A 12,731-nucleotide genomic window follows, 5' to 3' on the forward strand; every position below is an offset into this window, starting at 1 on the left:
AAGCAGCGAATCCAAATCCGGCTAGCGGCGGATATCGACCGGCGGAATATCGTCAGCCAAATCGAACCCCAGTATCTCAGCGAAGAACGCCAACTCTGCTTCTAGGGCAGCCACGATGTTCTCCGCCCGGCGGAACCCGTGCTGCTCCCCCTCGAACAACAGGTAGGCCACCGGGATTGACCGCTGCTCCAGCGCGGCCACGATCATCTCGGCCTGGTTGGGCGGTACCACCACGTCTTCTGAGCCCTGGAGCACGATCATGGGTGCCTCGAAGTCGTCTGTGAAGTGGATGGGCGAGCGGGCCTCGTACACCTCGGCTTCCTCCGGGTACAGCCCCACCAGGGTGTCCATGTAGCGAGCCTCGAACTTGTGGGTGTCAGTGGCCAGTGCAGCCAGATCGGCGATGCCGTAGCGGCTGGCCCCGGCGGCGAACACCTTGTGGAAGGCCAGCGCGCACAGGGTGGTGTAGCCCCCCGCGCTGGAGCCCCGGATGATGAGCCGGTCGCCGTCCACCTCGCCGCTGCGCACCAGGTGGCGGGCCGCGGCCACGCAGTCGTCCACGTCGCTGACGCCCCATTGGCCTTGGAGCGCCTCCCGGTAGGCGGTTCCATAGCCAGTGCTGCCCCGGTAGTTCACATCCACCACCGCTATCCCCCGACTGGTCCAGTACTGGATGCCGAGCTGAAGCTGGCTGCGGGCCGCGCCGGTGGGCCCGCCGTGGCCCAGCACCAGCAGCGGGGGCCGTTCGCCTAGAGGCGCCTTGGCGGTGGGGTGGGCTGGCGGGTAGTGCAGCCCGTAGGCCTCGGCCCCGTCGGTGGTGGGGAAGCTGATCGGGCGGGGGCGGGACAGATATTCCGGGACGACCGCGGCCCGAGCCGGCGGGCGGATGACCTCGAACGACCCATCGGCCACATCGATTCGGACCGCGGTCGGTTCCTGGGTCGGCGCGGCGGCAATGGCGCACACGGCATGGGGCCCGACAGGACGGACGCTGGCATACGATGTCCACGGAAGTTCGAGCAGCTCAGGCTCGGCGCCGTCGGGGGAGATTCGCCACAGTTCGGCCAGCGATCCCCGCATGGCCACCACCGCCACCGTGCTGTCGCCGCACACCGCGTAGCTGGGATCGTCGAACACCCAGGCTGGGCGGTGCATCTCGGCATCCATCTCCAGAACCGGAACGAGATCGCTCCCTTCCACGCAGTACAGGTTCCACCAGCCGCAGTGGTCGCTCACCACATAGAGGCGGCCGTCGGGGCCCCACTGGGGCTCCACCACCGAGCCCATGCCCGATATCGCGCACTGGCCGTCCACCCACAGCTCGGTGTGGTCCCAGGGCATGTTGGGATGGTTCCACTGCACCCAGGTGAGCCGCTGCCCGTCGGAGCTAGGTCGGGGCCAAGCGTAGAAGTCGGCCCCGGTGGCCACGATCTCGGGCTCGCCCGATCCATCGCCGCTCAGGAGCACGATTTGATTGGCCTCTTCTGAGGTGCGGCCTTCTTGTCGGGCGGCGCGTGCCGCGTGATGGTCCTCCCGCACGCACACCGTGGCGTCGCCGTGGGCCCGACCGTCGGCGTAGCGCCAACCGTGGGCGAAGCTGGGCTCGGGCGTCACCGGGCGAGCTGCACCGTCGGACGACACATGCCACAGGCGCCCGTCGGCGTCGTCGCAGGCATACACCCCGTCGGCACCGTCGGGCCACCATGCACCGCCGCCGTAGCTGTGTACCCGAGTCCGCACCGAAGCCGAGGTCCACAGGTCGGCGCCGTCGCACACCAGCGCGTTGCGGCCCGACTCGGCCGGGCGCGACTCGGTCCACCACATCCGGCCCTTTTGGCCCCACAGGCTCACCGGCAGTGCGGCGCCGGCCACCATCGATTGGGCCGAAATGGGCGATGGCCAGCTGCCGTAGGGCAGGGTTGTCGGCTGAGTCACTGCAACAGATCGGCGATGCGGCCGATGCCCTCGCCCAAGTCGTCGTCTCCGAGGGCGAACGACAGCCGGGCATAGCCGGGGCCAGCGAAGGCCTCGCCGGGCACAATGGCCACTTGGGCCTCCTCGAGAATCCATCCGGCCAGGTCTGCGGTGGTGTCGGGAATGCCGAGACGACCTAGCACGCCCTCAAACGACGGAAACGCGTAGAACGCCCCCTGTGGTTCCAAGCAGGTCACCCCGTCGATGCCGTTCAGCATCTTGTGCATGGCCCTTCGCCGCCGGTCGAACGCCGCCCTCATCTCGGCCACCGCGTCCAACGGCCCGCTGACCGCGGCCAATGCGGCCCGCTGGGCCACGTTGGAGACGTTCGAGGTCTGGTGCGACTGAAGGCTAACCGCGGCGGAGGCTGCGTCGGGCGGCCCGATCAGCCAGCCCACCCGCCAGCCGGTCATGGCGTAGGTTTTGGCCACCCCGTTGAGCACCAGGCAGCGGTCGGCCAGTTCGGGCACCACCACCGGGATGGAGCTGAACTCATGGTCGTCGTAGGTCAGATGCTCGTAGATCTCATCGGTGATCACCCACACATCGTTGTCGGCAGCCCAGCGGCCGATGGCCTCTACCCGATCTCGGGGGTACACCGCACCGGTGGGGTTGGACGGCGACACGAAAACCAGCGCCTTGGTGCGAGCGGTGCGAGCCGACTCAAGCTGCTCGACGGTCACCATGAACCCGTCATCAGCCGTGGTGGGCACCTCCACGCCGACCCCGCCGGCCAGCGATATGGCCTCGGGGTAGGTGGTCCAGTAAGGCGAAGGCAAAAGCACCTCGTCGCCGGGGTCCAAGAGCACGGCGAAGCCGTTGTACACTGCGTGCTTGCCCCCGTTCGTCACCACCACCTGCGACGGCGCCACCTCGTAGCCCGAATCCCGGAGGGTCTTGGCTGCGATGGCCTCTCGCAACTCGGGCAGGCCCCCGGCCGGGGAGTAGCGGTGGTTCTTCGGGTCGTCCACCGCTGCTCGGGCCGCAGCCAAGATGGCCGCCGGGGTGGGAAAGTCGGGCTCGCCGGCCCCAAAGCTGATCACCGGCGCCCCTTGGGCCTTCAGCGCCTTGGCCTTGGCGTCCACCGCCAGGGTGGCCGAAGGGGCGATGGCGGAAATGCGCTGGGATATGCGAGCCATGAGCGCAGCTTTTCACACCGCCACTCAGGAGCGGATGTTCAATTGGCGCCAAGGCGAACAACGCCGTTTGAGCGCTCAGCTTCGGTATCGTAGGACTCTGTGAGCAACCTTGCCCAAACCCCCAAGATCACCATCCCCCCCGACTTGCTGCCCGAAGACGGCCGCTTCGGCAGCGGGCCGTCTCGGGTGCGCCCGGATGCGGCCGCCGCCCTGGCCGCGGCCGCCGATGGCTTGCTCGGCACCAGCCATCGCAAGTCCACCGTCAAAGACGTGGTACACCGGCTCCGGGCCGGGGTGGGCGAGCTGCTCTCTTTGCCCGACGGCTACGAGGTGGCCTTGGGCAACGGGGGCACCACCGGGTTCTGGGACGCCGCCGTGTTCAACCTCATCGAAAACCGCAGCCAGCACTTGAGTTTTGGGGCGTTCTCCTCCAAATTCGCCGCCGCCGTGGCGGGCGCCCCCCACTTGGAAGCCCCGGTAGTCATCACCTCCGAGCCCGGCACCTGCCCTGAGGCGGTGGCCGACCCAACGGTGGACGCCTACGCCCTGACCCACAATGAGACTTCCACCGGGGTGTCGATGGAACTGCGCCGCCCGGCCCCCGATGGGCTGGTGCTGGTGGACGCCACCTCGGGCGCCGGCGGGCTGCGCTTCGATCCTGCCGAAACCGACGTTTACTACTTCGCCCCCCAGAAATGCCTGGCCGCCGACGGTGGACTGTGGCTGGCCTGCTGCTCCCCCGCCGCGGTGGAGCGCATAGAGCGGATAGCGGCAGGCGACCGCTGGATCCCGCCGTTCTTCGACTTGAGCATCGCGCTCAACAGCTCTCGCAAGGACGAGACCTACAACACCCCGGCGCTGGCCACCGTGTTCTTAGCCGTACACCAGGTGGAGTGGATCAACGAAAACGGCGGGCTGGAGTGGGCCGCCACCCGCTGCGACCAATCGGCCGACGTCATCTACACCTGGGCCGAGAGCCGCAGCTTCACCACACCGTTCGTGGCCGATACCGCCGTTCGCAGCCATGTGGTGGCCACCATCGACTTCGAGGACGTCTCGGCCGATGAGGTTGCCGGCGTGCTGCGCTCCAATGGCGTGGTCGATGTGGAGTCGTACCGGGCGTTAGGGCGCAACCAGCTCCGGGTGGCCCTGTTCCCCGCCATTCCCCCCTCCGACATCGCCGCGCTGTGCGGCTGCATCGATTACGTGGTGGAATCGTTGTAGGCATGGCAGATGGGGCTGACACCACCGGAAAGCTGCTGGTGGCCACCCCGCTCATCGGCGACGGGAACTTCGATCGCACCGTGGTGCTGATGCTGACCCACCAGCAGGAGGGTGCCGCCGGGGTGGTGCTGAATCGCCCATCGGGAATGATGGTGAGCGATGCCCTCCCCCAATGGGCGCCCTATCTGGCCCCGCCGACCACGATGTTCATCGGCGGCCCGGTGGCCAATGAGTCGGTGGTGGCCCTGGCCAGGGTGCGCCAAAACCCCCTTCAGGGGTGGTGGACGGCGCTGGTCGGGCTGGTGGGCACCCTCGACCTGGAAACCGAGATCGAAGAGGTGGCCGAAGCCGGAGTGGTCGACGGCATCCGCCTGTTCGCGGGCTACGCCGGGTGGTCGCCCGGCCAGCTTGAAGGAGAGATCGAATCCGGCGCCTGGTTCGTCGTCGACGCCGACCCCGCCGACCTCCTCACCACCCAGCCCGGAGAACTCTGGCCTGCGGTCCTCCAACGCCAGCCCTCCCCCATCTCCTGGTTCACCCACTACCCCACCCACCCCAGCCACAACTGACTGGTGAGAACGGCTAGAAAAGAACTTGCTTCTAATCGAGAAGATGATGGACGCCGATGAGTGGGTAATGACATTCCACGATGAGGATACATTCCTTGCATTCGGCAAAGTCAAGAACATGTTACCCGTATACAGGCTCTGCGGGAATCTGGAAAAGATCTCGCGGTTAGAGCCAATGATGATGAACTTTCCCGGGTGCCCCCGCTTCAACGCGAAGACCCCGCAAACCAGGGTGTGGACCTCCAGTGGCGGAAGCGAGAGTGCCGTCAGCCAGGTGGGGATTGCCGAGTCTATGCGGGCACAGCGAGTCATCTAACTCCGGGCCACCTCTTCGCCTGGTAGTCAAGAAGATCTTGGCCCTGGAATTCCTTTGTCAAGTTGTTCACTCGAACCATAAAGGCATCCTTCTTCTCACCCTTCGCCGGGGTCGCGAAGACTGGTCTGGCTGAGGGTCCGACTTCGATCCGAGCAACTGTCTTTTCTTCGAGTGCGGCAAAAGTGACCCGTAGCTCTGAGGCAGCCGTCTCGGAGAGGGAACTGCTGACTACTGACGTCAGCCAGAGTTGCCACCCGTCACGATGATTCCCGCTCACGAAGGGAAAATCCTCCTCGATTCCAACAGCCGCACCTCCGTCGTCGACACCGACCAACAGTGTTCCGCCATTGGCATTCATAAAGGCCGCGATTGTCTTCAAGACGCTCCAAACCATCGCCGGATCCTTAACACCGGTGTGGAGATTCTTGAGAGCGGTGGACTTAAACTCAACGACTTGGCTCTCACCTGTCTCGATTAGAGTCTTGACCGAGGCTGCCACACGCTTTGGATCAAGACTGTTCGATGCGAAAGGACTCTCATCTCGCTCCGCCGAGCGATTGGCTGGTTTGCCCATCGCCTCTTCGATCTGGACTACGAGTCGCTCGAAACGCTGATTGAAGAAGGACTCAAAATCGTCCTGACGTAGCGCAAGCGGATCGACGTCGTGTGACTGCACAATTGCATCAAGGTCAGTTGGTTCAATCCGATCACGCTCTTCTAACTTTGCCAGGTACCGACTCGGGGCATCCCCACCAATGACCTTGTTTGTCCGTGCATCGATTGCGGTCTTGTTCACGACGCTGTCAGCAATTCCGGAGTCAATCTCATTACTAGTGCACCACTTCTTGGGAAAAAGGTGATGCACATCAATGTTGTCGTCGAAATAGGCATGCACGTCGATCGGCTTCCCTGTACGAAAGTCCCTGCCGCCGCGCAACATCTGTAGCGCGTACAGACCCTTGTAGGCGGCGCTGTTTCGTGTGCGTAGAGTCAGCAGTCGAGTGGCTTGGAACTGCGCTTCTTGTACCGTGCGTGGAGTGATAGCACCACCTCGAATCCATGCGATGACATCTTGGAGATCGTTGGCAAACCGGGTCTCGGTCGCACCGCCATACATTTCCCCGAATACGCCGCACCAGTACCACTGCCGCAATAGCTGATTCACTGCATGGCCCTCAGCCTCGTGTCCGAGTTCAGCCAGAATCGCGGAAAGTGGCACAAGCTGAGTTGTGTACGGCAGGTCCCGCGCCGAGAAAATGTGTTCGGAGTGCAAGAAGGGAACAGCCTGAAGTACTGCCTCCGTGGCGAGGTCAGCCCATTTGTCATAGTCAATCAGATCAAGGCGAAGGACATCTTTGCGTTTGCAGGAGACTGCCGGAGCGCGATCGCCTTCCTGCCCATTTGCGATATGAACAGTTCGGGCTTCGTAGGTTGAAAGAAGCGTCACAACCTGCAAAAAGTCGGTTGCAGAGAATTGACCCAAAACGGGGAACCTGTCGAACATATTCTTGCGTGTGTTCCAGTCTTCGCGCAGGTTGAACTCGCTGGCAGCAAATGTTGCCGTTAGGAGTTCGAAGACAGTGAGGGACACGCCGCCGGTGTTGACCTTTTCGAAGACCTGGCAAACGGCCTCCTTTGGCGTGAACTTCGCGAGTTCAATGGCCGGCACCTGATAGGAGGTGAACGGCTTGACCACAGCCTCGGCAAACAGCTTCCACTTCTCCAGACGCGCCGAAGACTCGCCGGGTCCGTCGCTGAGGTACGCCACCTGCCAGTCCATGGTTGCGTTGCCATCGAAAACGATGTCCAATGGGAAGTAGCCAGCTGCGATTTCAGCTTCTCGCGACGACAGATCTAGCTGGACCTGCCTCCCGAAGTCTGTAGTGATTTTGCGGCCCTCCGGCACACTGATGATGCCGTCGTCCTCCCGATCCTCGTTCGGATCGATACAGGCGTCGATACTTGCGTAGTAGTGGCGGAGCATGTCCTGGCCCCGGGCATCACGGGTAGGAACCGGCCTTGGCGAATGGAGAGCCAGAAACAGCGAAGTGATGCGTTGTTGACCATCAAGGAGCATAAATTCTGGCTCCTGATCAAGATCAAGTTCGACACCTTCCAGCAGCCGAGGCCGAAACTTCACGTCGGGATTGCCAGTACGGAGCGTCATGACCGCTCCGATTGGGTAGGAAAGCGAGATAGACGCCAGCAGGCTCACTATATGGTTGTCATCCCAGACCCAGCCGCGCTGGAAATCCGGGAGTTGAAGGCGACCGGATGCCGCCATCTTGAGCAGGTCTGAGAGCGGCTTCTCATTGCTCTCAAACCTCTTCTCCTGCTCCATACCCCTCCGCTCCCAGTTGCTGTTGCAGCCCTAAGGGGACGCAGGATAACAGCTTTGGTGGTCGATTCAGTCACCCCACCAAGGGTCTGTCAGTTTTTTTGTGTAACAGGTCGTGATGGTTTTCATTTGATGTGGTCGGCGATCCGGTCGCCGTAGTGGATGGTCAGTGTGTTCAGTATGGCTTTCCAGCCGTTGGTCTTGCCGGTGAGGTTGCTGCGGTTCTTTCGTTTGGTGGTGGCGACAAGGTAGAGGATTTTCATGGCGGCCTGCTCGTTGGGGAAGTGCCCTCGGTGGCGTACCGCTCGTCGGAACCTGGCGTTGAGGCTCTCTACGGCGTTGGTATCGGGTATGAAATCTGCGGCGTCTCGGGCGCTTGCTGCTTTGGCCGGTAGGGTCTGGGTTGCCGGGTTCGGGGTGCTGAGGAGGAACAGCTAGGGCAGGCCGTCCTTACACAGTGAGCTGCGAGCTCGTGTTAGTACTTGGCCGCCCCTGCGACTGGCCCGGCTGCGCTGTGAGCGCGAATCCGTTTTTGTCGTGTCCGCCCGGCGGTTCCTCATTGATGTCTGAGAGGAGCTGTCATATGCGGTGGATTGGGATGGACGTGCATCGTTCGTTTGCGCAGATCGCCGTCGTCGAAGCGGGGGTGTGCCGCGACGAGGGGAGGATCGGTGTGCGTCCGGAGGACCTGCGGGCTTGGGCGGAGGAGTTCTTGGAGCCTGGCGACGAGGTGGCTTTGGAGGCGACGACGAACTCGGACGCGATCGCGGTGATGCTGCGCGGGGTCGTGGCCCGGGTGGTGGTGTCGAACCCGCGCAAGACTCGGGCGATAGCGGAGGCGAAAGTCAAGACCGACAAGGTGGATGCCCGCATCCTTGCGCAGCTGTTGGCGGCGGATTTCTTGCCGGAGACGTGGGTGGCCGACGACCGGACCCGCCGCCGCCGGCGTCTGGTCGCCCAGCGGACAAATCTGGTGAAGCAGCGGACCAGGCTGAAGAACAGGGTGCATGCGATCCTGTCGCGGAACCTGGTGGCGACGTGCCCGCACTCTGATCTGTTCGGAAGCGCCGGCCGCCGCTGGCTCGCCGGCCAGGACCTGCCGGGCGACGAGCGGCGCAGCGTCGAGGCGCTCTTGCGCCAGATCGACTTCCATGGCGCAGAGCTCACCGAGGTTGAGCAGGACATCGCCGCCGACGCCCTGGATGATCCGGTGATCGCCCGGCTGATGACGGTGCCGGGGATCAACGTGACCGCGGCGATGTCGATTGTTGCCGCGGTCGGCGACTTCTCACGGTTCGAGTCGCCGGACCGCCTGGTGTCCTACCTCGGGTTGAACCCGAGGGTGTCCCAGTCGGGAAACAGCCCGGCCGCCCACGGGCGGATCACCAAAGCCGGACGCGGCCAGGCCCGAGGCATGCTGGTCGAGGCAGCGTTCTCCGCGGCGCGAGCCCCCGGGCCGCTGCGGGCGTTCCACCGGCGCATCCATCAGCGCCGCGGCTTCCAAATCGCCACCGTCGCCACCGCCCGAAAAATGGCGGTGCTGTGCTGGCACCTGGTCACCAAAGGCGAGGACTACGCGTTCGCCCGCCCCAGCCTGGTCGCGCACAAGCGCCGCGGCCTCGAGCTCGCCGCCGGATCCGAATCCCGCCGCGGGCCGACCGCCGGGCCGTCGCGGGACTACCACATCAAAGAGCTGCGAGACGCCGAGAAAGCCCTCGTCGAGCAACAAGAGCGGGCCTACGAGGTCCTCGTCTCCCACTGGCAGCCCCAAAAACCCGCACCCCCTGCTTGACAATTGCATCCGTGGTGTAGACCACCCGGCGCAGCTCGGCGGGGAACTCCAGGAACGGTGTGAACTCGTCCCAGCTGTTGCGCCAGGCTCGGATCATGGCCGGGTAGGTGTCCTCCCAGTCTTGGGCGAACGCCTCGAAGCGGGCCTCGGCGGCCCCGACGGTGGGGGCGGTGTAGATCTCGCGCATGGACTTGGTTCTCTGGCCCCAGTGCTTCTTGGAGGCGTATCTGAGGCTGTTGCGCACCATGTGCACCACGCAGGTCTGCACCGTCGCCTCGGGCCAGGTCATGCGGATCGACTCCGGCAGGCCCCTCAGCCCGTCGCAGCACACGATCAACGCGTCGGCCAGGCCCCGGTTGCGGAGCTCGCCCAGCATCGCCGCCCACTGTTTGGCGCCCTCGCCTCCCGATGGGCCCAGCCACAGGCCCAAAACGTCTCGCTCGCCGCCCAGATCCACGCCGATGGCGACATAGACGGGCCGGTTCGCGACCTGCGAGTCGCGGACCTTGACCACTATCGCGTCGATCAGCAGAACCGGGTACACCGCGTCGAGGGGCCGGTTCTGCCAAACGGCCATGTCGGAGACGATCTCGTCGGTGATCTTGGAGATCGTCTCCCGGCTCACCGACGTGTCGTAGATCTCTTCGAGGTGCGCCTGGATCTCGCCGGTGGTGAGCCCCTTCGCGTAGAGGCTGATCACGTTGCCCGACAGGCCGTCCAAGCGGCGCTTGTGCTTGGGCACCGCGACGGGCTCGAAAGTCCCCGCCCGGTCACGGGGCACCCGAAGGTCGATCTCGCCGATCTCGGTGGTGACCCGCTTGGGCGAAGAGCCGTTGCGCGAGTTCCCCGACCCGCGGCCCTCCGGAGCGTGGCGCTCATAGCCCAAATGGCCGGCCATCTCGACCTCCAACCCGGTCTGGAGGACCTGGCGTACCAGCCCCGTCAACAGCCCGCCGTCGCCGGTCAGCTCCACGCCCTCGGCGCGGGCACGCTCGACCAACAGCTCGGCCCAGTCCTGCATCGCCGCCTCACCGGCGGCCTCGTTCGCCGGCACAGCCGGCATATCCTGATCAGTCACAGACATGATCCTTCCCGGCCCGCAGCACCAAACCGCGGACCCTCAGATCACGCCCGATACACAAAATTCCTGACAGTCCCAACACCTACACTCGAGAGCTAATCCACAAAATCCAAAATTGACAACCCCCTACAGTCTCGTGCGGAGGTCGGCGGCTAGGCGGGTGATCTCGGCAGGGGGGTTGAGGGTGTCTAGGTGGTTGAGGTCGGCGAGGGCTTGGTCGGTTTGGCCTAGGCCGATGGAGAGCCAGGCTCGCCAGAGGCGGGCCTCGGGGTAGTTGGGGGCGGCTTCGACTGCCTGGTGGATGCGGCGGGCGCCTTCGGCGGTCTGGTCATCTAGGCCGGTCTGGATGAGCAAGACTCCGCTGAAAGTCAGAGCCCCGGGATGGTTGGGGAGGTCGGCCAGCACCGCCTCATACACCCGCAGCGCCAGGGCGGGGTCGCCCAGGCTGGGAGATGTCGGATCCCACAGGGCGCGGGCCGCGGCCACGGCATCATCGGCGGCGAGGCCGAGGTCGGCCAGCGACTGGAACTGCTCCTCCGCCTGCAAGACGATCTGGCATAAGGCGATGTTGGTTCGCAGGCCTTGAGCTTCAACTAGCTGGGCAATGAACTCGGGGGGACTGGTGGCATCAAAGGCGGCCAGTTCACCCGCCGCGCCAAAGCAATCGCCGGTGCGATAGAGCAGGATGGCCCGAAATGCCCGGGCATCGGGATAGTCGGGGGCGGCCACCACCGCATCGGCCAGCACATCGGCAGCCTCAGCCTCTTGCCCTTCCAAGGCCAGCAACCAGCCCTTGTAGGCCAGCGCAGTGGGATTCGACGGCGACCGCTCCAGCACCCGGTCGTAGATGGCAATGGACTCGGCAATGTCACCGGCCGCGGCCGACTCCTCCGCGTTCCTCAACAACCCGGGCACGCTGGTCACTGCGTCGTTGCCGGTAATGGTGTCGCCCGAATGCCGCGACCCCACCGCCCGGCCCAGCAACACACCGGCCACTACGCCTACCAGCACCAGCCCAACCACCACTGCGATCAGCTTTCCCCGTCCCCCACCGTCCGGCTGCTCAGGTTGACCTTTGCCTCCCCGAAGCGCCTCAGCCGCCCTCCGCGCATAGCTCCGGCTCAGCGTCTGATGGTCCTCGGGGTCCAAATCCCCCGCGGCCAGCTCCTCGTCCAGATCCTCCAAAGACTCAAGCCAAAACTCCTGCTCCTGCCTTCGAGGATCATCCACCCTCCACACCTCCCTCGGCATCGGATGGCTGGCGACCAGCTCTCGCAGTGCGCGCCGACTCCACCAAGGCAAGTTCCTCCTCCGATACTGAGTCGTCGCCCTGTGCAGCCCGCCGCCACCGGCTCAGGGTCACCCCCAGCAACCCCGCCCCAACGACCAGCCCGACCACCGGAATCACCCAGACCAGCCCGCCCACCCCCGAGCGCGACGGCGTCAGAACGACCCAGTTGCCATAGCGCTCGGCAAAACGGGCCCGGATGTCGTCGTCGCTGTGCCCGGCAACCACCAGTCGGCCGATCTCGGCTCGAATCTCCCTGGCGATGGCCACGTCCGACTCCACCACCGACTGCCCGACGCACTGGGGACAGGCGATGGTGGCGCCGATGTCATGGGCCCGCTCGGCGTTGGTGCGGTCATCCCGGCCGTCCACCACCCCAAACGCCAACATGGTGGCGGCGGCCACCCCGGCCAGCAGCCACGACAGGACCACCTTGCGGCGACGGGAGATCACAGGGTGGCCCCTGCACGAGCCAACTGGGTTTCGAGCCCACCCAAGGTGACTCCGCCGGTGAACTTGGACACCACCCGACCAAAAGGATCAACCAGATAGGTCTCCGGCACGGCGGTCACCCCGAAGTCGATGGCGATGCGACCAGTGTTGGAAATAACTACGGGCCAGTCTCCTCCCTGCTCAGCGAAGAACCGGGAGATGACGTCCACGTCATCCTGGAAGACCACGCTCACCAGCCGCACGTCGGGGTCATCCCGGTGTCGATCGCGAAACGCCACCAGTTCGGGATGCTCCACCACGCACTGAACGCACCAGGTGGAGAAGAAGTTGACCACCACCCATCGGCCTCGCTGCGCGGCCATGTCGAAGCTGCCTCCGTCGAGGGTGTCCCCGGCGAATTCGGGGGCGAAGTCGGGCACCGGCGGACCGCCTCTCCCCCGCTCCGACACCGCGAACACCACGATGAGCGCAACGGCCAGCACCCCGACCGCCAGCACCGCCCACCGGACGGTCTGCAACCGCGGGGACGATCCTTCCTCATGCCCTTCAGAGTCGAC

10 protein-coding genes and 2 pseudogenes are annotated in these 12,731 nt (G+C 64.8%); 4 read left to right on the forward strand and 8 right to left on the reverse strand.

Annotated elements, in window-relative coordinates; all coding sequences use genetic code 11:
• Window positions 1–21: 21 nt before the first annotated feature.
• Both ACOGXA_RS06550 and ACOGXA_RS06555 read right to left on the reverse strand, forming a co-directional pair.
• On the reverse strand, window positions 22–1,935 hold the full coding sequence (locus ACOGXA_RS06550; RefSeq protein WP_419926469.1) for a prolyl oligopeptidase family serine peptidase: 1,914 nt from the start codon (window positions 1,933–1,935) through the stop codon (window positions 22–24).
• The gene (locus ACOGXA_RS06555; protein ID WP_419926470.1) at window positions 1,932–3,113 is read right to left on the reverse strand and encodes a pyridoxal phosphate-dependent aminotransferase; all 1,182 of its coding nucleotides are present in this window, start codon (window positions 3,111–3,113) and stop codon (window positions 1,932–1,934) included. Before ACOGXA_RS06555 ends, ACOGXA_RS06550 begins: the two co-directional genes overlap by 4 nt.
• A gap of 99 nt (window positions 3,114–3,212) precedes the next feature.
• Between ACOGXA_RS06555 and serC the strand changes: the two genes are divergently transcribed.
• The 3 genes from serC to ACOGXA_RS06570 are packed head-to-tail and all read left to right on the forward strand — an operon-like array spanning window position 3,213 to window position 5,222.
• Window positions 3,213–4,337: a phosphoserine transaminase gene (serC, locus tag ACOGXA_RS06560; RefSeq protein WP_419926471.1), complete on the forward strand. Its 1,125-nt coding sequence runs from the start codon at window positions 3,213–3,215 to the stop codon at window positions 4,335–4,337.
• A 2-nt stretch (window positions 4,338–4,339) separates the two neighbouring features.
• Window positions 4,340–4,906 (forward strand): YqgE/AlgH family protein, encoded by a 567-nt coding sequence (locus ACOGXA_RS06565; RefSeq protein ID WP_419926472.1) that lies wholly within the window; start codon window positions 4,340–4,342, stop codon window positions 4,904–4,906.
• A 43-nt stretch (window positions 4,907–4,949) separates the two neighbouring features.
• The gene (locus ACOGXA_RS06570; RefSeq protein ID WP_419926473.1) at window positions 4,950–5,222 is read left to right on the forward strand and encodes a hypothetical protein; all 273 of its coding nucleotides are present in this window, start codon (window positions 4,950–4,952) and stop codon (window positions 5,220–5,222) included.
• Here the strand turns inward: ACOGXA_RS06570 and ACOGXA_RS06575 are convergent.
• Entirely contained in the window at window positions 5,215–7,563 is a 2,349-nt protein-coding gene (locus ACOGXA_RS06575) for a GmrSD restriction endonuclease domain-containing protein (protein WP_419926474.1), read from the reverse strand. The two genes, ACOGXA_RS06570 and ACOGXA_RS06575, sit on opposite strands and share 8 nt — an antisense overlap.
• 122 nt (window positions 7,564–7,685) lie before the next feature.
• Window positions 7,686–7,904, reverse strand: a pseudogene (locus ACOGXA_RS06580) (transposase); the annotation flags it as partial.
• Window positions 7,905–8,158: 254 nt separating this feature from the next.
• On the opposite strand from ACOGXA_RS06580, the gene ACOGXA_RS06585 reads away from it, so the two are divergent.
• Window positions 8,159–9,352: an IS110 family transposase gene (locus ACOGXA_RS06585; RefSeq protein WP_419926946.1), complete on the forward strand. Its 1,194-nt coding sequence runs from the start codon at window positions 8,159–8,161 to the stop codon at window positions 9,350–9,352.
• Here the strand turns inward: ACOGXA_RS06585 and ACOGXA_RS06590 are convergent.
• The 4 genes and pseudogenes from ACOGXA_RS06590 to ACOGXA_RS06605 all read right to left on the reverse strand — a co-directional run.
• Window positions 9,306–10,415: pseudogene (locus ACOGXA_RS06590) on the reverse strand (IS256 family transposase); the annotation flags it as partial. The gene ACOGXA_RS06585 and the pseudogene ACOGXA_RS06590 overlap by 47 nt on opposite strands.
• 144 nt (window positions 10,416–10,559) lie before the next feature.
• Window positions 10,560–11,663, reverse strand: a complete 1,104-nt coding sequence (locus tag ACOGXA_RS06595; RefSeq protein WP_419926475.1) for a tetratricopeptide repeat protein — start codon at window positions 11,661–11,663, stop codon at window positions 10,560–10,562.
• Window positions 11,656–12,174, reverse strand: coding sequence for a cytochrome c-type biogenesis protein (locus tag ACOGXA_RS06600; RefSeq protein WP_419926476.1), 519 nt, complete (start codon window positions 12,172–12,174; stop codon window positions 11,656–11,658). The genes ACOGXA_RS06595 and ACOGXA_RS06600 overlap by 8 nt, the downstream gene beginning before the upstream one ends.
• Complete coding sequence (locus tag ACOGXA_RS06605; protein WP_419926477.1) at window positions 12,171–12,692, reverse strand: TlpA family protein disulfide reductase; 522 nt, start codon at window positions 12,690–12,692, stop codon at window positions 12,171–12,173. The genes ACOGXA_RS06600 and ACOGXA_RS06605 overlap by 4 nt, the downstream gene beginning before the upstream one ends.
• Window positions 12,693–12,731 lie beyond the last annotated feature (39 nt).

This window comes from Candidatus Poriferisocius sp. (genome assembly GCF_965208475.1).
In the GTDB taxonomy this organism is placed as follows: Bacteria; Actinomycetota; Acidimicrobiia; order Acidimicrobiales; family Bin134; genus Poriferisocius.